Source organism: Streptomyces sp. NPDC045998, from assembly GCF_056430285.1.
Map to the genome: position 1 here is coordinate 869,719 of NZ_JBWKLJ010000002.1, position 21,872 is coordinate 891,590.

Consider the following 21,872-nt stretch of genomic DNA (forward strand, 5'->3'; position numbering starts at 1 on the left):
CAGCCGGTCAAACACTTGGGGGGAGATCGACGAGTGGAAGGCCATGAGCCCATGGAGTGCAAAACGGAACGCGAGCTCCGGGCACACCGTGTCGGCACACCGGGCGACAAGACTGCACGGGTGAACACCCTGCCACCACAGCCTGACCCGCTCCTCCTGCCGGTACGTGACCCGCGCGCCCGCGACCTCGTACTGGACTATGCGGACATGCACGCCCTGGTTGCCGACCTGGTCCTGCCCGGCGACGCGTCGATGTACGTCATGAGTGCGATGGAGACCTCCCGCGAGCTCATCCGGCACTCCTTCTACCGGTACGAGTTCGCCACCGTCGCGGTCACGCATTCCCTGTTCGCCTTGGAGCACGTCCTCGCCGAGCGTCTCGGCACGAACGAACCGCTCCACCTCCTAATCGAGCGGGCCACCGACGCAGGGCTCATCACGGCCGGACTCGCTGCCGAACTCGACCGCAGCCGACTGCTGCGCGACAAGCTCGCGCAGGGCGCCGAGTCAAGTGCCGCCCTCCGCCCGCTCCGGGCGGTCGCGATGGTGCGTGCCGTCTTCGACGCCGTCTCCCTGCTCCTTCCCCCAGTGTCCGCGACAGAGGCGACAGCCGCCGAGGTGGGCGGAGCACAGCCCGACGGCGACCTCGCCCGACTGTGGGAGGACCACCTGCGCGCCCCGTTCCCCGACGGCTTCCGCGGCGTGGACTTCGACGGCGTGGATCTGGTCCTCCTGGACGCCGACGTCGCCGGCCTCGTGCAGAGGGAGCTGAAGGGCGGACTCGACGACAGTGGTATCGCCTGCCTTTGGGGCTGTATCGCCGACCTCGACAAGATCGTTGCTCTGATCCACGAGGAGTACTGCGCCTCCTACTTTGCGAAACTCCGGACTATGGCCCAGGTCGCAGCAGCGCCCTACACACCCACCGCGATCTGACCACTGGGCTGCAACAGACTCAGGGTTTCCCGCAACCCTTGTCAGGGTCTGGTTCGGGCCTGTTCGATCAGGCTCTCCAGGCCTTTGTCGCTTTCGACCACTTCGTAGCGGGCGGCGGGTTGCTTGTTCTTCGAGCCGAGTGGCCGGCAGGTCCAGGCCGCGACGGTTTCCGCGTACGAGCCGGACAGGGCCAGCGAACCCGGAGGCTCCGAAACTCCCGCCGGACGCGAGCGGGTGTGAGTCGGCTGGGCTTCGCCGGTCGCTCCCAGGGCCGCCGAAGGTCCTGGGCAAGGGGACGGGCCAGACGAAGTTGGCCGTGCGCGGTGATCATGTGCCGGGCTCGGCTCTTGCGACTCTGGTCGCATGCGATCGCGACTTGGGACCGATGTGGCATCGTCTGCCCTGCCCTGAGGATGGCCGGGTGACCGAGATCATCGCGGGGCTGTCCATGTCCCCTCTGGAACTTCTTGCCCTACTGGGGGCCGTTGCGCTGCTGGTGGCGCGCTGGCTTCGCCCCGCGGCCCGCCCGTACGTCGCGATAGCGGCGGTGGCGGTTCTCGTAGTGTCCACGCTCCTGCTGGGTGCGGTGGGGATCCGCTGGCAGATGCTGCCGGTACTGGCAGGCGCTGCCGTCATGTTGCCGTTCACCCTCTCGCCCCTGCTGCGACGCCGTACCGGCCGGCCGGCGTGGCGGGCCCGATGGTGGGTGGCGTTGCCGGGGTCGGTGGCCTGCCTCGGCCTGATGGCCACGGGTCCGCTGGCCGCCTGGGCCTTTCCCGTACCCGTGTTCCCCGAGCCGTCGGGCCGCTTCGCGGTCGGCACCCGGGTGGTGCAGTGGACCGACCCGCGCCGCCCCGAGACGTTCACCACCGATCCGCATGACCGGCGCACGGTGGTGACCCAGCTCTGGTATCCCGCGCAGAAGAGCCCCGCAGGCGCGCAGCGGGCCCAGTACCTCGGACGCACGGAGCACGAGGCGCGTACCGTTTCCGACGCCCTCGTCCGCCAGGTCGGCCTGCCTGGCTTCCTGGTCGACGGTGTCCCGCGTGCCCGCACCCATGCGGTCTTCAACGCCCTGGTGGCCGACGGGGGCGAACGGTTCCCGGTCGTGTTGTTCTCGCCCGGGTTGGGAGGAGTGCGTACTCAGAACACCGCCTGGGCGGAGGAACTGGCCAGCCATGGCTATGTGGTCGTCGGCCTCGACCACCCGTACGACTCCGCCGCCGTCGTCCTCGCCGACGGCCGAACGATCCACACCACGACCGACTCCACCGGAGACCGGGACAAGGACGACAAGCTAGCGGCTGACTGGACGGCTGTGCGGGCCGCCGACCTTAGCTTCGTCCTCACCCAGCTGGACCAGCTGGACCGAGGTGAGATTGCCGGCCCGCTGACCGGGCGCCTGGACACCAGTCGGGCCGCGGTCACCGGCCACTCCATGGGGGGTGCCGCTGCTCTCCAGGCAGCCCGGCAGGACCGCCGGTTCGACGCCGTCATCGATCTGGACGGCTACCCCCACGGCCCCACCTCCCCCTCCCTCCACCAGCCGACGCTCGCGCTCACCCAGGCCATCACCCCGGGAACCGACCCGCGCTACATACCCCGCCTCACCAAGGCTCTCCAGCTCAACACCGCGACGAGCTACCGGCTCACTATCCCTGGTGCCGCACACCTCACCTTTATGGACGGACCCCTGTACCTGCCGCCTGTGCCCTCGATAGTCGGCTCTCTGGGCCGCACCGACAGCCCGCACGTCGTCGCCGCGACCACGCTCGCCTTTCTGGACACCACCTTGCGGCACAAACCCGGTGACCTGGCCGGCGTTCTGTCGTCCTACGGCAACCTCAGCGTCTACCCGCCGGACAACAGCCGCTGATCAGCTGCGCCACGGCAGCAGCCGACGGGGCACGGCAAGCCGTCCTGCGCCGCGGGGAGAAGCGCGCCCGCGACGGTCGGCGTTCGCTTCACAGGGCACAGGGCACAGGGCACCGGGCACCGGGCGCTACACGCGAACGTGCACCACGCGCCATGGCCGGGCTTACGCGAGTGTCATGGAGTGGTGTTGCCGCCTTGGCCGAGACCCTCGAGGAACTGCCGTTGGTCGTCCAGGAATCCCTCCGCGAACAGCGACCGGGGCAAGAAGAGCGCGGTGAGCGTGGTCTTGAGGTCCGACTGCTCGATGGACCGTTTGAGCAGTGAATGGGCCGCGTCCGGGTATCGCCTGACCGTCAATGCACCGCCTCCGTCCAGCGCCCTGCGGTAGCCGCGCTCCGTGTCGGCGGTGTCCACGTTGATGTCGTGGCCTGCGAGTGTGAGCAATACGGGTATGCCGCGCAGAGCGCGGAGGTCCTGCGTGGCGTCCGCGGTGTAGTTCTTGGAGACGAAGCCCCAGCGATCGGCGGTCATGCCGTCCGCGTCACCGCCCATCGCCCTGACGTACTCCTCGAAGGTCGCGCCGCGTTCCAGCAGTCGGCGGGTCGTCTCGCTCCTGGTGATCTCCGCCTTGGTGCGGGCTGCCGACGCGCCCTCGGCGCGCAACTGGGCGAGAAGGTTGTAGCGGCCCTGCTGGAGCCAGTTGATCGCAGGCGAGACGGCGATGACGAAGCTCACGGGCGTCTTGGCGGCGATCTTCGGTACGACCCAGCCCGCCTGACTGGCGCCCCAGAGCCCGATCCGGTCGCCATCGATGTCCGGGCGGGCGCGCGCCCAGGCGATGGCGGCGGCGGCCTCGTCGGCGCGGTCGTCCATGGACTGGTCGAGCCAGTCGCCGGGTGCGCCCGCGACTCCGGGCTTGTCCCAGGACAGGGAGGCGTACCCGGCCTTGGCATTCGCTTCCCACATGGGCTTGTAACCGTCGTCGTGGGTCGCGCTGACCGGGCCGTCGCCGTGGATGTACACGACCAGGCCATGCTGCCTGCGGCCGTCCCTGGGAGTGGCGAGGACGCCGTTGAGGGTGTGGCCGCCGTGGCGTATCGACACCCGTTCCTCCTCCATGTCGTAGGTGTGCTGCCACAGCACCACACCGATGAGACCGGCGGCCACCATCAGGACCGGGACGAAGGACCACACGGCGATGCGGAGCCCGCGCCGTCGGGGCTGGATCTTTGCGTACATGAGATCTGACCGCCTCTGTTCGGTTCACGCGACATCAAACTATCACTGCTGAAACGATCGTTCTTTGAGTGATAGTTTTGAGGGGAGGTTACAGCCACACGAGGGGGACATCGCATGGGATTCGACGCGACGGATACCGGCATGGGGTCGGTGACAGTCCGGCGAGGGATACCGGAAGGAGACGAGCGGCGGGCGGCCGAGCTGTATTGGGACGCCTTCGGCCGCAAACTCGGCCCTGCTCTGAACCCGCCGGACAAGGCGGTGTCCTTCCTCACCGCCCACCTGAACGCCGACCGCGCGGTGTGCGCGTTCCTCGACGGGCGGCTCGTCGGCCTCGCCGGCTACCAGCTCGACGGGCGGCCCCTCACCGGGGGTTCGGCCGCCGCCGTGCTGCGCGCGTACGGGCACCTGCGGGGACTGCACCGGCTCCTGCTCCTCGCCCTGTTCGAACGCCACCCGGCCCCCGGGCAGCTCGTGATGGACGGCATCGCCGTGGACCCGGGTGTACGTGGCCGCGGCGTCGGGAGCCTGCTCATCGAAGAAGTGGCCGCAGTCGCGGCCGAGCGGGACTGCCGGGAGATCAGACTGGACGTGATCGACACCAACCCGCGCGCCAGGGCCCTGTACGAGCGGCGCGGCTTCACCGCCGTACGGACCGAGCACACGCCCTGGCTTCGAGGCCTCATGGGCTTCGGCGCGGTGACCACCATGCACCGCCCTGTCGGGGCGAACGGACCGAGAAGACTGAGCACACCATGACCGAACACATCGAGATCCCCACCCGCATGCTCGTCCACGCGCTGATCCGCGAGGACGGCACCGTCCGCGCGGACGAGCTCTACACCGTCGCCAACACCCTGGGCATGAGTGACCAGCAGGTGCGGCTGTGCGTCAAACGCCTCGTGGCCGAAGGCCGGTTCACCCACAAGGGCCGAGGCCGCAAGGCTGAGCTGCACGCCACCGCGGACACCATGCGTGCCCTCGCCCCCAACGCGGACTTCCTGCGGCACGCGTTCCAGCAGGACGCCGGACTCGCGCCCTGGGACGGTGTCTGGCACCTCGCCGCCTTCGCGGTGCCCGAATCGGCGCGCTCGGCCCGGGACTCCCTGCGCGAGACGCTCGTCCACCTCGGCGGTGCCCCGCTGCAGGGCGGACTGTACGTCTCCGCCAACACCTGGGAACCGTACGTCGAAGAAGCGGCCCGCCGCCTCGGCGCTCATGACGCGCTCACCCTCCTCACCACGACGGACCTGCGAAGGGGTTCCATCCAGGAGCCCGCCGAACTCGCCCGTCATCTGTGGCCCTTGCAGGAGATCGCCGAGCGCTACCACCGCCTCAGCCGTCTCGCCCTGCCCCGCCTCGCCGCGCTCACCGGCCCCGACCGGCTCTCCCCGTCCGCGCTCCTCACCATCGCGGTCGAACTGGCCGCCGAACTCACTCGCGCCATGGAACCCGACCCACTCCTGCCGCCCCAACTCCTGCCCCAGCCCTGGCCCGGCACCCAGGCCCGGGAGCTCATCGCCCGGTGCTGGGCCGCCCTGCACCACCGACAACACGGCGAAACCCGCCCGGTCCTCTTCCGCCTCTACACCGACATCACCCGAGAGGTGGCAGGCGGCGCCGCGCACTGAAAATGGGTGAGGCGCGAGAGCCCCCTGCCGGGCAGACGGGCAGCTTCAGCGGTGCCGGGCCTCCTGCGCGGTGGTCCGGCAGAGGGTCGCCCTCCGGGTGGACACCGCGCTCGCGGCCGTCGACGCGGTCGTCTCCGCCGCGCGCCGTACCTTCGCTCGCCGCCACGCCGCGGCCGAAGCTCTTCGCGGCCGCGCCTTCGTACCCGGCTCGGACGCCTCCATCGCGAAGGCGGCCGGCACGGCGGCGATGATGCGCTGGCTGGTAGTCCTACGGAAGCGAGATCTCCTCCACGCCCGGTTCGCGGTGCGGGATCAGCATCACCGCCCGGCCGGCCACCTGCCCGGGTACCGGTCCGGCGGAGGCGTGTTCCGCTCAGCCCGCACTTCGATCAGTTGCTTGGCCATGCGCCGGGGCGTAGAAGACCACCCGCCCAAGGGTGGCGAGAACCGGCAATCCAGCCGCTGACGGACGGCGCGTAGGCGAGATGCGGTTCTGCTGACTCAAGCCGCGGCCGCGCGGGCTCACCCCGTCAGGTTGGAGCCGGACCCGGGGAGCGACACGGCCCGCACGTGGTCGGGTGAGAGGTGCAGCTCATACGGCAGGCAGCAGTCAGAGCAGAGGGTCGCGACCAGTGCCCCGCAGGCGCAGACCTGGTTCAGTCCCCCATCGGGAGTCGCCCCGCAGCATGCGGCGGAGGCGTGCCGCGTCGTCAACCCGCGGCAGTCATCCGGGTTCAGGACGATATTGCCTCGTGGCCCCTGCGAGACCAGTGGCTGCCCGTCGATGTCGTAGCGAGTTCCGTGCCGTGGCATCACCGGGCCGGGTGCCTCGGCAACGACGAGAGGCGGGCCGTACGGTTCCGTCTCGATCGCGTAGCAGCCGGACGGCACAGTGGCCGGCGACGGCCCCATTTCCTCCGCATCCCACCAGGCGTAGTCGGGGGCCTCGGGCACCGCCGGCAGACGCTTCAGCGGCCCCGTAAGCGCAGCGCCGCAGGCAGCGCACGCAAACACGGTCATCTCCGGCGGGGTCCGCTCGACCATGGTGGCGTCGGGCACGGCGGTCTGCTCGCTGCCCAGCCGGACACTGGCCTCATCCTGATGACGCTGATCCTCCATGGAGGAACCGTACGGAAACGATTTCCCTACCGGGACGCGCACCCCCACAGCCTCCTACCACAGGTACAAGTCGGTGATCGCCGCGTCCCGGGCCCGGCCGGTGACGCGCATCGACGCCACGGTCGGACCGCGACCGCGACCGCGACCGCGACGGCGACCGCGACCGCGACGGCGACCGCGACAACGGCACCGCGGCTGCGAGGAACCCCGGCCCGCCGCACGGCCGGGGTGCTTCAAAAACGGTGAGTGTCGGCTCGCGGCAGATCAGCGCCGCAGGGTGAGGACGCCCGGCCGCCACGGCAGCTGGTCGTAGGGTCCGCCCGCCTGCGGGGACTTGCCCTGGTAGAGGAACCGCAGGTTGCAGGGGTCGATGGTCATGGTCTGGTCGGGGTTGTCACGGACCAGGTCACCGTGACTGATGTCGTTGGTCCAGGTGGCACCGCTGTTGGCCTTGCCCGCGAAGGGGTTGCTCTCGCTGGCGGCCTGCGGGGTCCACGAGCCGCTCAGGCTGGTGGCCGTGAAAGAGCGGAAGTAGCGCCCGTTCGCGCCCATCGCCTCGACGATCATGAGGTACTGGTTCTGGCCCTTAACCTTATAGACCTGTGGCGCCTCGAACAGGTTGGCCTTCGTGTCGCTCATGATCGTCGTGTACGACGAGCCGAAGTTGCCCGGGAAGTTCCCGATCGGCATGCTCGCCCGGTAGATCTTGCCGTTGTCCCCCGCGAAGAACAGGTACATGTTCTGGCCGTCGGCGATCAGGGTCTGGTCGATCGGGCCGGTGTCGGAGCCGGAGATGCTCCCGGTGAACAGCGGCTGCGGAGCGGACCAGCCGTTGGGGTTGGTGGGGTCGCTCGACGTGCGGTAGATGAACGGCCACGCGCCCCACTGGTACGCCAGCACCCAGATGTTCTTGGGCGCGAAGTAGAACAGCGTGGGCGCCACCGCGGCCTGGCTCATCCCGGTCTGGCCGGCCGACGCCATGTCCGACCAGTTCGTGAAGGGACTGAACATCATCGAGCCGTACGACGACCCCGACACGTTCGACGCGTAGACCAGGTGCTTGCCGTTGTGCGTCACGGTGGTGAAGTCCTTCACCGCGGCCCACCCGTTCGCTGGCTGCGCCAGCACACCCGTCGACGTCCACCGGTACGTCGACGGAAGAGGACACGCGCCGTCCGTCGGCGGGGTTGCGGGCAGGCCGGTCCACTTCTGGTTGCTGCCACCGTTGCACGTCCCGATCTGCACCGCCGTGCCGTTGGCCGTACCGGCGGCCGCGGTCTCCAGGCACAGCCCGGACTGCACGCCGACGATCGTGCCGTCGGCGTTCACCCGCCACTGCTGGTTCGCGCCGCCGGAACAGGCCCATATCTGCACCCGGGTACCCGGCGCCGTGGCGTGGCCCGGGACGTCGAGGCACTTGTCGCCGTACACGGTCAGCTGGTGGGTGTCCGTCGACGTCCACTGCTGGTTGGCCCCGCCCCAGCAGTCGTGGATCTGCAGGTACGTGCCGTTGGTCTGGCTGGCGCCCGGTACGTCGAGACACCGGTTCGAACCCACACCGCGCAAGGCGCCACTGGCGGCCGCCTGAGCCGGGGTGGCGACGAGCATGGCCGCCACCGCGGCCAGAGCCGCGAACACGGCGGCGAGCACCGCGGTGGGATGCCTGCGGCTGAAACGTCCTCTGTACATGGTGACTTTCCCAACCTTGGGTGAGCGGTTCCGGCCGGCCTCGTCGGAGGCTGTCCGGACTGTCATGGAGTGCGGCGCGCGGCGGTCCGCGAACACCACGGCGGTGCGACCTTCTGCAGGACTGGTGGCGCCCGGTGCCTTCGGGCCGCGTGTGCGCCGGGGGCGGTGGGGTGAACGGTGTCGGCGCGGTTCAGGGCGTGGACAGCTCGAACCGCGTGACGTGGACCGAGCCGCCGAGTGCCCGGGTGGCGTGGTTGAAGAGGGCGTACCGGTAGCCCATGAAGAACCGCCAGTCGTTGCCCATGGAGAAGTCGGGGCCGAGCCGGGTGTACGTGACCGGTGCTGTAGGAGAAGGCGACCGGACGTGCCGCGCCGGGGCGGATGTCCGCGCTCGCGCGCAGCCAGACGCGGCTGCCCGGGACGGGCGCGCTCGTGAGTGCGTAACCGGTGCCGGTGGTGTTCCAGTTGCTGTCCATGGTCAGCCCGCCGACCCTCACCACCCGGGTGGTGCCGCCCTCGCGCTTGACACCGATCCACGCGGAGGAGTCACGCAGCAGCGCGAGTCCGGCACGGTCACCGTCCCGCATCGCGGAGTGGTCGAGCTGGACGGTGGCGGTGGAGGTGGGTCCCTGGATGCGGTGTGTGAGGGTGTTCCGGGTCCGTACAGGTCGTTGGTGACCGTCGCGGTGCGCAAGGTCAGGCCGTTGTCGACCGACCACTTGGTGTTGTCCGGATTGTGGTTCCACTCCCATCTCGGTTTGAGGGACCTGCCGTCGAAGGCGTCGACGCCGGTCATGGGGGTGATCTGCCGGGGTGGCGGCGGCACCACCGGGCTGGGGTGGGAGGCGCCCCACGCGCCGTTCACCCGTTGGACGACCGGCCAGCCGTCCCAGGTCCACGTGACCGGTGCCAGCGCCGGCACCTGGCCGCCGGGGTAGGCGTCGACGAACGCCAAGTAGTCCCAGGCGCCGTTGCGCGTCTGCACCAGACCATCCTGGTGCAGGACGCCTCCGCCGGGGGTCGGCCCGCGCAGGCGGAGGAGCACCTGCCGCATCGTGTACGGACCGAAGGGGCCGCCCGACGATTTCAGGATGTACTGCCCGTTGCTCTTGTAGAAGCGCGCCCCCTTGAGGGTGCCGACGCTCGACGGGGTCGTGAACACCTGCTGGGTGCGGACCTGGGTGCGGCCGTCGGGGGAGAGCTGGGCCACACTGCTCGTGGTGTTGCCGTTTACGCCACATACAGGGTGTCGTCGCTGTCGACCAGCAGCCCCGCGTCGTAGTAGGGCGTACTGATGGTCGTCAGCCGGTTCCACGGACCCTCGGCGGCCGTCGCGGTGTAGATGTACGTCCGGGCGAAGTCGACCTGGCCCAGCCAGTAGAACGTCCTGTTGCTCGGCCGGTAGGCCAGCATCGGCGCCCAGATCCCTCGGATGTAGCCGCGGCCCCCCGTTCAGGTCGTACGTGGCACCGAAGTCCAGGACCGTCACCGAGTGGTCGGCGATCTCCCAGTGCACCAGGTCGTCCGAGCGCAGGACGGGCGCGTCCGGCGAGTAGTGCATGGTCGAGGCCGAGGCGTAGTAGGCGTCTCCGGCACGGATGACGTCGATGTCCGCGAAGTCCTGCCAGATCACCGGATTCACGTATTCCCCGGCTGCAGCACGGGAGGCTCCCTCCGGGAGGGCCATGCCGACGGCGAGGCCGGTGACGGCCGCCAGCGCATGACGACGAGGGATCGACTGACGAGGGCATGACATACGTGGACGAACTCCTCGGGCTCGGCGTGCGGAGGGTGTATCGCGGAGATGCCCTACTGGTCGGCGGATCAATTCATATGCGTTCGAAATATCGACCACAGTTCGATGTGCCGGTCCACCTGAATGGTAGGGAACCGGCGAACGACGTCAACCCCTCTCGCACCTATCGCCCCATGCATCGAAATATTTCGGAGGCTCTCGCCGGGGAAAGGCGCATGTCATGCCGTCAAGCACCACTGGCTCGTGACTAGTTAGGGACAGATGGCGCGATTACGCGGATGGCGGTAGCACCCGGTCGGCCGAGTCTTACGCATGCGCGACAACGTCGTTTCCCGAAGGGTGTCGGCACTTTCGAGACCACATCCCGGCGTGCGTCACGCCGATTCAGCTGGCCCGTCATCAGCCAATAGGAGGTCTCGGCCCCTCACGCCGACTGTCCGAGGCCACCATGGTCGGCGTCAGCGGAAGCCCGTGCGTGACTTGATGCGCCCCGTCCATAGCAGAGGCGGCGCCGCGCGTAGGTGCACCCGACGAGACCGGACAGGGCGGAGCCGGCCGTTTGGGGCTGGCTTGGAGTGGGCATGTCAGCGCGCGACCGTCCGGTCCACCGTCCGGCACGCGGTGCGACCCCTCAACCCATCGTCTCGACCCCCCGCAGGGAGCCGGAGTTGAAGACCTCGCGCCGCGTCACGAAGGGGGCCGCCGTCCTCGGCGCCGCCCTCGCGCTCCTCCTCGCGTTCCCAAGAAGCGCGTTCGCCGCACCGCCGCCCCCGCTTCCCGCGAACGCGTCCGCCCTGGAGCAGACCTTCCAGCCCGCGTACGACTACGACACCGACGGCTGCTACCCGACGGCCGCGATCGGCCCGGACGGCACCCTCAACCCCGGACTCAGCCCGTCCGGCACGGTCAGCAGCCAGTGCCGCGACTCCTGGGACCTCACCCAGACCAACGGCTACTCCCGCTCGCTCTGCGACAACGGCTGGTGCGCGGTCCTCTACGGCCTCTACTTCGAGAAGGACCAGGCGGTCTGGGGCAGCGGTCTCGGCGGCCACCGCCACGACTGGGAGCACGTCGTCGTCTGGATCCAGAACGGGCAGGCCCAGTACGTCTCCACCTCGAACCACGGCTCCTTCACTGTCCACGGCCGGGACGCCATCCGCTGGGACGGCACCCACCCGAAGATCGTCTACCACAAGGACGGCATCGGTACCCACTGCTTCCGCGCCGCCAACGGCAACGACGAGCCACCCGAGAACCACCAGCGCATCTGGCAGTTCCCCGCTCTCATCGGCTGGGACGGCTACCCGCCCGGCCTCCGCGAAAAGCTCAGCCGGGCGGACTTCGGCAGCGCCCACTTCGGACTGAAGGACGGCAGTTTCACGGACCACCTGGCCAAGGCCAAGCCGGCCGGCGTCCCCTTCGACCCGTACGCCTAGGACTTGACCGGTCGATCATGTTGCTGCTGCGGCTGGCGCCCAGGGAAGCTGTGACACATCGGCGTGATGCGGCCGTTCGCCCACTGCTTCCGGAGACATCCATGGGTGCGGACGCTGTCCTCGTCCACAGCCGTGACGACCAGGACCACGAACTCGGGCTTGGCGATGTGCCGCTCATCGACCTCCATGCCACGGCTGACGGCTGACGGCTGACGGCTGACGGCTCCGTCCGGTCGGCGGGTCCTCGGCTGTGCGCCAAGCACCGTTACGAGGGAGCCCCCACTGCCGACAGGTCCGGCTCGGCACCGGGGCCGGGCCACCCGCAGGGGCACCTGATAGGTGATTCGCGCCTGAGGTCGCCGAGTCTGCGGCATCGTCGTCTCCGGCGTCCCGTGACCGGGTGCGCGGGAAGACAGACGAAGCGGTTGGAGGAGCGGCATGGGTGAGCGGGAGACGTGGACGACCGACGAGTTCGGCGCCTCGCACGAGGGCGCGGTAGGCGTCCTCCTGGCCGACGGAACCGTACCGGCACCCGTCCTCTTCGACACGGGCTCCGGTGGGGGCGGGGAGTCGATCGCTCAGTGGAGCGTCTACGACGGCCGCATCACGCGCGGGCCCCGCGCGGCCGCGCTGCGCGCGGTGTGCTCGTGCGGCTGGACCGGCACGGAACACACTCTGGCCTGGGACGAAATCGGCGAACAGGAGCTGGCGGAGGCGGGAGCGGACACGTCAGACGCGTGCCAGATGGACTGGGATGCGCACACCACCGCGGTAGAGGCCTCGGCCGTGGCCCTGCCGGAGGCGGTCACCTCCTTGCTGACCCAGCTGGAGGAGGAGATCGAGAAGCTGACGAAGACCTCACCGGTGGCCGCCCTGCGAGCAGCCCGCCGGCTGGAGGTGGCCGCCGTACGGCTGGGGTACTGGCCGGCCCGCGATGCCCGACAGGAGACGACGGCCGAACAGGTCGCCGCTGCCCTCGGGCTGAACGAGGACTCGGCACGGACGCTGCTGGCCCGATTCGGCCGCTTCAGCCCCTACCGCTGAACACCTGCCCGCAGGTCTCACCGGACGAGTTCAACAAGATGCTGGACCTGCTCAACAAGCACAGAGAAAGTAGGCCTGTACTCGCGGGTTGAATTCACCTGGCCTGAGCACTTCCGGCGGAAAGGCGGAGGCCCCCACCATTGCTGGCGAGGGCCGCCGTCGTGTGCGCGGGCACCTGCGTCGACGCGGCATCCGTGCGGTCATCCCCCAGCCCGCCGACCAGATCGGCCACCGTATGCGGCGAGGCCGCGCCGGAGGCCGGCCGGCCGGCTTCGACGCCGAGACATGCAAGGAGCGCAATGCCGTCGAGCGGTGCATCGCCCGACTCAAGCAGCGGCGCGGCCTCGCCATGCGGACGGACAAGCTCGCCATCGCCTACCGGGCCGCACTCCTCCTTGCTGCCAGCTCATCTGGGTCCGGCGCTGAGCAAGGCTCCGAAGGATTCGTCAGGTCAGCCCATGCACGACGAGTCGGTTCTGTTCTCCGTCAAAGATGCCGGCCAAGACATTGGCCTCCGGCCGGTCCCCACCGAAGAGACCCCGCTGGTCGACGTGCACGATCAGAATGTCGTGGCTGTCGATCACCTCAGAGATGCCCCGGGTCTCAATCGTGTCCGACCACGCGTCCAGATTCCGGCCGAACCACTCTGGCAGCCCGCACGGCTCACTCACCGCGTCCCAGAAGTCGTTGAGTGTCTCGATCAGCCGACCACGCAGGTCAACGACCAGCTCGCTACCCGTCATCGCAGCAGACTAACCAGCCCCCACCACCAGGCACTCGCTGGTCAAAGAGACAGGCTCTACCCGCCGTCCCGCCGTCCCGCCGTCCCGCCGTCCCGCCGTCCCGCCGTCCCGGCGGCAACGCAACGAGCCGGTCGGTAGACCCCGGTGGCCGTCTTAAGGCCCTGTTGCTCTACGGCGGGGGATCGGCACAGCGCTCTGCCGGCATCCGAGCGGTACGGAACCCCACCGGGAGCTCCTGGTGATCGCGTGCTTGCCCGTGGAGCCCGTGCTCGCCCAGCGCCGGCAGACTGCCCTGCTTGGCATCCGGCCCGGCATCCCGCCCGGCGCCCCTGTCTTCTGATGGGGAGGAGCGCGTCAGCCGACTACGGCCGCGCGCGTAGGCACGAGCGATCGATCAGTGGTCGGCAGCGGTCACTGCCCACTCGGGACTGTACGGCCCGTACGAGACGCTCACCTGCTCCTCATCCTCGACCTTCGTCCCGGTGTCGTCGGTGAGCCAGTAGTGTTCGGCTTCCGCCTCGCCGCCCCAGAGGCCCTCGAAGCCGTCCGGGCCGGTGATACGGGCACGGGCGTACGGCGCCCAGTCGTCACCCTTCGCCTTCCACAACTGGAACTTCACCGGCCGGCCGAAGTCCGTCGGTACCTCGATGGTGTACGTGTCCGTGCCGCCCGCCTCGAAGTCGTTGTGGTCAGGGGTGTCGAGGACCGTCCACGGCGACGTGCGGCCCTCCTCGTCCGTCAGACGGCCCTGCACGTCGCAGTCCGTACCCGCGCCGTCCGCGTTGGAGGTCCGGATGGTGACGTGGTAGCTGGCACCCCCCGTGGCGGTCCCGCTTGTTGTCGGCGCTTGGCTCGGTGCGGCCTGCACGCTCTCCTCGTTCGCCGCCGCTTCGGGGATGGCTCCCTCCGGGCCGGAGAGGAGGCCGCCGACCGACAGACCGACGCCCGCACACGCCAGCAGCACGGCACCGGCCGCCGCCGCGCGGGCGGGAGTCCGACCAGGCTGGGCGCGGCTGGAGACGGCCGGGCGCGGGGCGTCGATCCGGGGCAGGGGCTTGGTCGACGTCACCTCGTCGGGCAGAGCGGCGGATGCCGGGACCGCTGGCGGGTGCGGGAAGCGCGCGATGACCTCGGTGGCCTCCGGGTCGTTCTCCCGCGGCCACCGCTCCTGGCCCGTGCCGTGCCGAAACCCCATCGCCGCACCCCCGTATCACTGGATCACGTCAAACTCCGGGAGGTTAACCGACGGTCACACCCGCGTGATCCACGTGATCATCCTGTGGACCCGAGCCCGGGTAGTTGGCGCGGCACGGCGGCCTCCGCGCATGTCGTTGAGGCGGCCCTGCGTCCGGGTGCCCCGGTGAAGCCGGACGAGAAACGCGCGCTGGCCGTCGCGAAGGCCCGAGGAAGTCGCCAGGTCATGCCGGTCCTTGTTGAGAGGCCTGTCCTCCGTGACCCCGGAGTTTGGCCGCATGCCACTGGAGTCTGAGCAATCCGACCCGCAGTGAACTGCCCTGTGAGACCTCATTCGCTCCCGCCCCCGCCGCTGTGATCGCCGCCGGAGTGTGTTCCCGTATCCGGGCCGGGGCCGGGGTCCCCGTAGAGGCTGCGCCTCGGGGGCCGCCGGCCGCGACGGACTGGAACCGCCTGCGCGCGGCCAACCGGGCGTCGCACGGTCTCCTCCCGGAGCATGGTGCTTGTCCTCGTCGCCGCCCGACGCTCTGACGTCCCGGCCAGGGAAGCCGCCCTGGGCAACGGGCCGACCTCCGGTAGTGGCGGCCGGACGTTGGCCGGGTGGAGGAGTCGATGCGGGTGGTGGCGCTGAAGACCGCAGCCTGCGGTCGCCAGGTGCCCGCTGCTGCAGGATCGGCTCCTCGCAGACGCGAGCGGTCGAGCGCGCCGACGGGCGGCTGATCGCCCTTGGCGCTGCGCCGCTCCGGGAGAACGGCCGGGACGTGCGCCCCACACCCGCACCGCACGTCCTGCCCGAAAGAACGCGCGAGAGTTGGGGCAACCCCGCCACTGCCTCACGAGTCACACAGGCGTCTGATGTTTCAGGCGATCCGCCTTGGTTCGAAAGGAACCCTTTTCTCTGTGATGACTCGTACCCGGCTGGGCGCGCTGGCCGCGACGGCTGCCCTCGCCGCCGCCGGCGGCCTGATCACCGCCGTCCCGGCCTCCGCGGCCGTGACCTGTGCCTCTCCGGTCTGGACGGCGCAGTACTTCGCCAACACTTCCTTAAGCGGCACCCCGAAGGTGACCGCCTGTGACTCGGCCATCGCCGAGAACATGGGCTCCGGTGACCCGGCCGGCGTCACGCTGCCGAACGACAACTTCTCCATCCGCTGGTCCCTCACCCGTGACTTCGGCTCCGGTGGCCCCTTCCGGCTCGCCGCGGCCACGCAGGACGGCATGCGCGTCTACGTCGACGGCGTACGCAAGATCGACTTGTGGCGGAACGTCTCCACCACCGCGCGCAAGACCGTGGACCTGAACATCCCGGCCGGCCGCCACACGATCCGCGTGGACTACGTCGCCTGGACCGGCTACGCCTACGCCGGGTTCACCTACGCCCCGCGCACCGACGCGAGCGTCGACACGGTCAAGCCGCTCGCCCCGACCGGCCTGACCGCCGCGTACAGCGGGGACACCGCCAAGACCACGCTGCGCTGGACGGCCAACAAGGAGATGGACCTCGCCGGTTACCGCGTCTACCGCCGGCTGAGTACCAACCAGTGGGCGAACGTCAGCGGCGCCTCGCCGCTCACCTTCCCCTCCTTCGTCGACGCGCCGCCCGCCACCGGGCAGACCTTCCTGTATGAGGTCCGCGCCGTCGACAAGGCCGGCCGCGAGTCCACCGGCAGTCTCGACGTCACCACCGCGACGGTGGACCGTACGGGCCCGGCGGCGCCGACGGGGATCACCGTCCAAAGAGAAGACTCCTCCGTCAACACCCTGCGCTGGCAGGACGTTGCGGACGCCGTTCGGTACGAGGTCCACGCGGCCGGCACGGCCACCGGCCCGTTCACGCTGCTCGGCAGTGCCGGCGGGGCGACGTACGAGGACCGGACCGCGCCGGTGCACACCACCCGGTACTACCAGGTCCGCGCGTTCGACGCGGCGGGCAACGCGGGCGCGTTCTCCGCCACGGCCGTTGGCGACGGCGTCGACCGCACTCCGCCGCAGGCCCCGACCCTCACCACCGGGGACGCCCGCCAGGACGGCAACCACATCCAATGGACGATGCCGGGCACGTTCTTCCAGGAGCACGACAACGGCGGGCACTTCCGTGTCCACCGCTCGCCGGGCACCACACTCGACCCAGCCCGGCTCACCCGCGTGACCTGCAGCTACTACATCGTGCAGGGCTCCGATCCCATGGAGGGCCACTGCAGGGACAGCGGCATGACCAAGGGCGCGTACTACACCTACGCCGTCACCGCGGTCGACGCGGCCGGCAACGAGTCCGAGCCGTCCGCCCCGGTCACCCTCCGCACCGCTGACAGCGTCGCGCCCGCCCCGGTCACCGGCGTGAAGGCCACCCCGCGCAAGGACGGCGTGCTGGTGAGCTGGGCCGCCTCGACCGAGGATGACCTCGCGGGCTACAGCGTCTGGGTCGGCGTCCGGCAGGACGACGGCACGGTCCGGTGGATCTCCGCGGACTGCCGGATGGGCACGGCCGACCCGCTCGCGGCCCTCTGCGGCGACCTGCCGGACGGCGAGTGGCACGTGTACGCGGTCGTGGCGAAGGACCGCTGGGGCAACGCGCTGTGGCTGAGCGACCCGAGGATCACGATCGTCGAGGCCACTGAGCTCAACCTGCTCCCGTCCGTACCGGTGATCAAGGACTGGCCGGTGGGCACCGCGGCCCACACCACGGTGATCGGCTCCCCGGAGCCGTCGATCAACTGGAAGTGCGACAACACCGCGCTGTGCGGCACGGTCGCCGGCTACCGGATCAACCGGTGGAACCCGGAGGCCGAGGCGTACGAGCCTCTGCACGGCGGGCTGCTGCCCGCGGAGACGCGCAGCTACACGGACTCCACCGCGACCAGGGGCGAGACGTACTTCTACACGCTGGAGGCCGTGCGGGCCGACGGCGGCCTGGTGGGCGTCTACCCGTGGTACACCGTCGTCCAGGACCGCGTCTGACGGACTGGGACAGTCCCCTGGAGGGGCGTGGACACCCCTCCAGGGCCGCCGGATGACCCAAGCGGCCGGCCTCCCTTACGGAGCCGGCCGCTTGGCACGTCGCGGGTGACGGACGGCGCGGTGCAGCCGGCGCCCGGCCGGGGTCTCGGCCTGGGCCGCGCGGTGCCCGCTTCGCGCATGCCCGGGGCCGTCCGGTCAGCGGCAGCCGCTCGAAACGACAGAGTCAGTACGGAGCGCGGTGGCGCTTCCGGTCCTACTGCCGGTGGAGTAGTCCTGCGCCGGTAAAACCCAGCCGCCGGCCTCCCACGACCGGCGTCGTTACCCCGGCAGTCCACCGCCGGCGCATGAAGGAACGGCGCCGAGGGGGGTGGGTCCGGCTGCGCCAGGCGGCTGAGGTGCTGCTGGGACAGGGTGACCCGGCTGGACGGCGGTTACCACCGGCCCGGGCCTCGGGGACGGCCTCACACGCGAGGGGCGTGCAACCCGGCGCCGCCAGGAGGAGGCGCCGGGGTGTGGGGTGCGGTGCGGATCCGCGCGCCACCGCGTTCTCGTCCGCCCTGGCCCGGCCGCCCCCTTGCTCCCGCTCCTTCAGGTCACGAACGAACAGCGAGGCGCGGCGGGCGCGTCCGGCCGAGCCCGCCGCTCACGTCGTCGTGCAGGCGCGTCCCATCGGCCAGGCCACCGACCTGGGTTGGTCTATGCGTGGGCCGTCTCGACAGGGGCGGCCCGGGCGCGGACCACGAAGGGCCGGGAGAAAACGGTGATGGCGACGGAGACCGCGGCCACAGCACTGATGGCCGTGCCGGGGGAGAAGTGCTGGGCAACGCCGCCCGCGATCGCGGCTCCGATGCCCTGCCACGTCATCCGGCCGGCAGACTCGACTCCCTGAACCTGCCCGCGGACCGAATCGGGGGTCGACTCCAGAAGCTGCTCCTGAAGCGGCAGGGTAGCGGCGAAGCCGGCACTGGCGATGAACACCGCGGCTGTCGCCACCAGCACAGGCGGGTGGACGGCGAACAGCAGGTAAGGAAGGGCAAGCAGCAGCCTCAGGCCGAATGCACAGCGGCGTCGCTGCTCGGCGGTGAGCAGTCGCCCGACCGTCAGGTCGCCGAGGAGCATGCCTGCGGATGCGGCGGCCAGGAAGGCGCCGGCGTGATGCGGTGCGTAGGAGATGAACAGTGCCTCGCAGCCGACGATCAGGCCGTTGGGGAGCCACAGGTTCAGCAGCAGCGCGCGCTGGCCGGAGTGGGAGAAGAGCGCGTTGTTCGTTGTCCAGGTCTGGCGCGGTCCGGGGCGACGGGTCAGACGGATCGAGCGTTCCCGGACAGTCACCGCCACAATGATCAATGCGAGTCCGGTCAGGACTGTCGCGACGACGAAGACCCCTTGCGCGCTCAGGTACCGCAGAAGTACGGCTCCGATGGCATAGCCGAGGATGGCCATGCCGCCCGAGGCGATGTTCATCAGCGAACGTGCCCGTGCGTACGCGGAGGTCGGTACCACCTCGGCGAGCAGCCCCAGACGCGTTCCGGTGCCCAGGGACTGGAAGAACCCCAGCACAAGGAGCAGACCGAACCGGGCAGCGAGCGGCAGCCCCGGAACCGCCTGTGCGGCGACACCCACGAGCGAGACGCACTGGAGCGCGACGAGGGTCCGGCGCGGACGGCTTCCGTCCGCGACCGACATCAGCGTCAGCGCACCGAGCACCGTCGCGAACGTGGCGCCGTACATGCTCACGGCTGTCAGGAACGGGGACTTGGTCTGGTGGTTGACCAGCGTGCCGAGCGCGAAGCCCGACAAGGTGCTCGCGGCGACCGTGAGGGTGAAGCCGGCATACAGCCCGGCGAACTCACGGTTGCGGAGCAGGTCACGGTAGCTTGTGGTGGGAAGCGCACTGGGCGCGGGTGTGTCGGAAGGCATGAAAAAAGCCTCCGGACACACCCGCTCGGGGTGCCGAAGGCCAACGCGTCCATTCTAGCAGCTGGCCCGGCCCTGCCGCGTCCGCCCTCATCAGGTCGCCGGCCTCACGGACGCGGATATCCGCATCCTCGCCGACAAACACGCCAAGGCCCGCAAGGGCGGCTGGAGGCTCACCGCCGAGTGGCTGGGCGACCGGCCCGCCGGCGCACCGTACGTGGCGGACCCGGCGCTGCCGGCCGCGGTGATGTGGGACATCGACGGCACGCTGGCGCTGCGCGGCGACCGCGGCCCGTACGACTTCTCGCGCTGCGGCGAGGACCTGCTGAACGAATCGGTCCGGCATGTGCTGCGGGCGTTCCGCGCCGCCGAGGGCGACCGGATCGTCCTGCTGTCGGGGCGTAGCGAGGACCACCGGGAGATCACGGAGGCGTGGCCGGCGCGACACGGCATCCCGTACGACGAGCTGTGGATGCGCGCGAGCGGCGACGGCCGCAGCGACGACATCGTCAAGGCGGAACTGTTCGACGCGCACGTCAGGCGTCGCTACGCGGTTCGCGTCTCGCTGGACGACCGGAACCGGGTGGTGGCGCTGTGGCGCCGGATGGGCCTGCCGACCTGGCAGGTCGACTACGGCAACTGCTGAGGGGCGCGGAGGACTGCCCGGAGGCCACGGTGACGCGCACCTGCTGGCCCGGCCCCGCACCGCCACGCCCGGCGTGCATCTCCGTCCACGCCGCCGAGCTGTACGCGCTCCCCCCGACCGGCCCTCCCCGGCCGCCGCATCCTGAGCCTGCGGTGAGCAAGGGACTGTCGGGAAGCCGCCGGCCATCCGCAGGAGCGGTGGAGGGGATGAGGGGAAACCCCTTTCGCTAACGCGCCACGCGGTAGCGGAGGTAGACGACTCTCGAGCCGAAGGTGCGGGTGTCGACGAGTTCGAGATCCACCCGGCGCTCGAGCTGGGGAAAGAACGGAATGCCACCGCCCACCAGCACCGGATATACCACGGCCCGGTACTCGTCGATCAGACCCGACGCGGCCGCCTCGGCGGCGAGGGTCGCGCCGCCGATCGCGATGTCGCCCTTCCCCGGCTCGGCCCGCAACCGCTCGATCTCCTCCGCCAGGCCGCCGGAGGCCAGCCGGGCATTGCCCCGCACCGCCGACAGCGTGGTGGAGAACACTACCTTGGGGAGGGGCTTCCATAGCGCGGCCCACTCGAGCATCGAGTCGTCGAGCGATGAATCCTGGTCAGCGGTCTCCCAGTACAGCATCGTCTCGTACAACCGCCGTCCCAGCAGGTGGACGTCGACTTGTCGGATCTCATCGATCCAGAAGCGGAAGACCTCCTCGTCGGGAGCCGTCCAGCCGAAGTCGCCGTCCGGTCCGACGATGTAGCCGTCAAGTGAGAGGCTCATCGAATAGGTCACGCTGTGCATCGGAAGTCCTCCTCGGTGACGGGTTCGACCGTACGACCGCCGGTCGCGTAGGAGTGGTCGCGGCTCGCGGGATCCCCCCGGCCGAGTCACCTCACGTACCGAAAGGACGCGCCTGGCCGTCATGAATCACGGCGGCCGCCATCCCCTCATCGCACTGCTCTTCCGGAGGCACACCCACCGCTCGGTCGGCAGCCGAAGCCGCACAGGACAGGAGAGCTCCTCGAATCCGCCCAGCCTCTTGTCACGGGGAGTCGCATCGAGCGCAGCTAGCACTCCATGGTGCAGTCGCCCCGCCCGTCAAGAAGAACCACGACGGCGACGGCCCCCACCCCGCTCGCTCGTCGTGGATGGTCGTCGTGCAATGCCAGTCCGGCGCATGCCGGTGCGGAACGCGGCACGGCGTCAGTGACGCAAGGCCGCCTCCCGCAGTCCGGCACATGCCGGTGCGGAACGCGGCACGGCGTCAGTGACGCAAGGCCGCCTCCCGGCCCGACCCCCCCCAACGCCGACCTCGGTGTAGACGCGCCGCAGCAGTTCGGGCAGCCGATAGCCGAGGCTGCGTTCAGCGCGCTCCATTTCTGCCGTCGAGAGAGGAGGGAAGGGGCTGGTCCAGGAGACAGCCAGGCGTGGGATGCGCACCCTCCGCACCCCAAGCGAGGGCGTGCAGCCTCGCCGGAAACGCGTCGTCGTCCGCGGCGGTGCGGTGGGCGGCATCGGTCACGAGCCGGGAGTGCAGTACGGGAGCGCGGGCATGCCTCTGCCGGTCGCGGTCCATGGGAGGCGAGAACGCGCGTGTCGGGGTGTTCGGGCCGTCAACCGCCGGTCAGGTCGGAGCAGGGTGGCTCCCCAGGGCGGCTCCCCTTTGGGGTGTATCCCGCCGCCCGGCCCTAAGCAACTGC

General features: G+C 70.1%; 16 protein-coding genes and 3 pseudogenes. 10 read left to right on the forward strand and 9 right to left on the reverse strand.

Annotation, left to right across the window (positions count from 1 at the left end):
• Positions 1-33 precede the first annotated feature (33 nt).
• Positions 34-936, forward strand: coding sequence for a hypothetical protein (locus tag AC07FJ_RS08890; RefSeq protein ID WP_479046824.1), 903 nt, complete (start codon positions 34-36; stop codon positions 934-936).
• 41 nt (positions 937-977) lie between these two features.
• On the opposite strand, the pseudogene AC07FJ_RS08895 reads toward AC07FJ_RS08890, so the two are convergent.
• Positions 978-1,267, reverse strand: a pseudogene (locus AC07FJ_RS08895) (NF041680 family putative transposase); the annotation flags it as partial.
• Positions 1,268-1,321: 54 nt separating this feature from the next.
• Here AC07FJ_RS08895 and AC07FJ_RS08900 point away from each other — a divergent pair.
• Positions 1,322-2,812: an alpha/beta hydrolase family protein gene (locus AC07FJ_RS08900; protein WP_479046958.1), complete on the forward strand. Its 1,491-nt coding sequence runs from the start codon at positions 1,322-1,324 to the stop codon at positions 2,810-2,812.
• 173 nt (positions 2,813-2,985) lie between these two features.
• Here the strand turns inward: AC07FJ_RS08900 and AC07FJ_RS08905 are convergent, their stop codons facing one another.
• The gene (locus tag AC07FJ_RS08905; protein ID WP_479046826.1) at positions 2,986-4,050 is read right to left on the reverse strand and encodes an alpha/beta hydrolase family protein; all 1,065 of its coding nucleotides are present in this window, start codon (positions 4,048-4,050) and stop codon (positions 2,986-2,988) included.
• A gap of 141 nt (positions 4,051-4,191) precedes the next feature.
• Between AC07FJ_RS08905 and AC07FJ_RS08910 the strand changes: the two genes are divergently transcribed.
• The 3 genes from AC07FJ_RS08910 (at position 4,192) to AC07FJ_RS08920 (ending at position 6,147) form a co-directional block, all read left to right on the forward strand.
• On the forward strand, positions 4,192-4,809 hold the full coding sequence (locus AC07FJ_RS08910; RefSeq protein ID WP_479046828.1) for a GNAT family N-acetyltransferase: 618 nt from the start codon (positions 4,192-4,194) through the stop codon (positions 4,807-4,809).
• Positions 4,806-5,681 (forward strand): PaaX family transcriptional regulator C-terminal domain-containing protein, encoded by an 876-nt coding sequence (locus AC07FJ_RS08915; RefSeq protein WP_479046830.1) that lies wholly within the window; start codon positions 4,806-4,808, stop codon positions 5,679-5,681. Before AC07FJ_RS08910 ends, AC07FJ_RS08915 begins: the two co-directional genes overlap by 4 nt.
• Positions 5,682-5,778: 97 nt before the next feature.
• On the forward strand, positions 5,779-6,147 hold the full coding sequence (locus AC07FJ_RS08920; protein ID WP_479046832.1) for a hypothetical protein: 369 nt from the start codon (positions 5,779-5,781) through the stop codon (positions 6,145-6,147).
• Between the two features lie 56 nt (positions 6,148-6,203).
• Here the strand turns inward: AC07FJ_RS08920 and AC07FJ_RS08925 are convergent, their stop codons facing one another.
• The 3 genes and pseudogenes from AC07FJ_RS08925 to AC07FJ_RS08935 form a co-directional block, all read right to left on the reverse strand.
• Entirely contained in the window at positions 6,204-6,800 is a 597-nt protein-coding gene (locus AC07FJ_RS08925) for a hypothetical protein (protein ID WP_479046835.1), read from the reverse strand.
• A gap of 264 nt (positions 6,801-7,064) precedes the next feature.
• Positions 7,065-8,489 (reverse strand): non-reducing end alpha-L-arabinofuranosidase family hydrolase, encoded by a 1,425-nt coding sequence (locus AC07FJ_RS08930; RefSeq protein WP_479046837.1) that lies wholly within the window; start codon positions 8,487-8,489, stop codon positions 7,065-7,067.
• A gap of 190 nt (positions 8,490-8,679) precedes the next feature.
• A pseudogene (locus AC07FJ_RS08935) lies at positions 8,680-10,245 on the reverse strand (glycoside hydrolase family 43 protein).
• A gap of 668 nt (positions 10,246-10,913) precedes the next feature.
• Between AC07FJ_RS08935 and AC07FJ_RS08940 the strand changes: the two are divergent.
• From AC07FJ_RS08940 to AC07FJ_RS08950, 3 genes and pseudogenes are all read left to right on the forward strand, one after another.
• Positions 10,914-11,681, forward strand: coding sequence for an NPP1 family protein (locus tag AC07FJ_RS08940; protein WP_479046839.1), 768 nt, complete (start codon positions 10,914-10,916; stop codon positions 11,679-11,681).
• A gap of 438 nt (positions 11,682-12,119) precedes the next feature.
• Entirely contained in the window at positions 12,120-12,725 is a 606-nt protein-coding gene (locus AC07FJ_RS08945; RefSeq protein WP_479046841.1) for a hypothetical protein, read from the forward strand.
• Positions 12,726-12,882: 157 nt separating this feature from the next.
• Positions 12,883-13,151 (forward strand): annotated as a pseudogene (locus tag AC07FJ_RS08950) (transposase); the annotation flags it as partial.
• A 20-nt stretch (positions 13,152-13,171) separates the two neighbouring features.
• Here the strand turns inward: AC07FJ_RS08950 and AC07FJ_RS08955 are convergent.
• Both AC07FJ_RS08955 and AC07FJ_RS08960 read right to left on the reverse strand, forming a co-directional pair.
• Positions 13,172-13,468 carry a barstar family protein gene (locus AC07FJ_RS08955; RefSeq protein WP_479046843.1) on the reverse strand — a complete coding sequence of 99 codons (297 nt, stop codon included), beginning with the start codon at positions 13,466-13,468 and terminating at the stop codon, positions 13,172-13,174.
• Positions 13,469-13,862: 394 nt separating this feature from the next.
• Positions 13,863-14,663 carry a PLAT/LH2 domain-containing protein gene (locus AC07FJ_RS08960; RefSeq protein WP_479046845.1) on the reverse strand — a complete coding sequence of 267 codons (801 nt, stop codon included), beginning with the start codon at positions 14,661-14,663 and terminating at the stop codon, positions 13,863-13,865.
• A 902-nt stretch (positions 14,664-15,565) separates the two neighbouring features.
• On the opposite strand from AC07FJ_RS08960, the gene AC07FJ_RS08965 reads away from it, so the two are divergent.
• Positions 15,566-17,620 (forward strand): PA14 domain-containing protein, encoded by a 2,055-nt coding sequence (locus AC07FJ_RS08965; RefSeq protein ID WP_479046847.1) that lies wholly within the window; start codon positions 15,566-15,568, stop codon positions 17,618-17,620.
• A gap of 696 nt (positions 17,621-18,316) precedes the next feature.
• Here the strand turns inward: AC07FJ_RS08965 and AC07FJ_RS08970 are convergent.
• Positions 18,317-19,540, reverse strand: coding sequence for an MFS transporter (locus AC07FJ_RS08970; RefSeq protein WP_479046848.1), 1,224 nt, complete (start codon positions 19,538-19,540; stop codon positions 18,317-18,319).
• 214 nt (positions 19,541-19,754) lie between these two features.
• On the opposite strand from AC07FJ_RS08970, the gene AC07FJ_RS08975 reads away from it, so the two are divergent.
• Positions 19,755-20,183, forward strand: a complete 429-nt coding sequence (locus AC07FJ_RS08975; protein WP_479046850.1) for a phosphatase domain-containing protein — start codon at positions 19,755-19,757, stop codon at positions 20,181-20,183.
• A gap of 226 nt (positions 20,184-20,409) precedes the next feature.
• Here AC07FJ_RS08975 and AC07FJ_RS08980 read toward each other — a convergent pair whose 3' ends face one another.
• Complete coding sequence (locus tag AC07FJ_RS08980; RefSeq protein WP_479046853.1) at positions 20,410-20,973, reverse strand: dihydrofolate reductase family protein; 564 nt, start codon at positions 20,971-20,973, stop codon at positions 20,410-20,412.
• Positions 20,974-21,872: the final 899 nt, after the last annotated feature.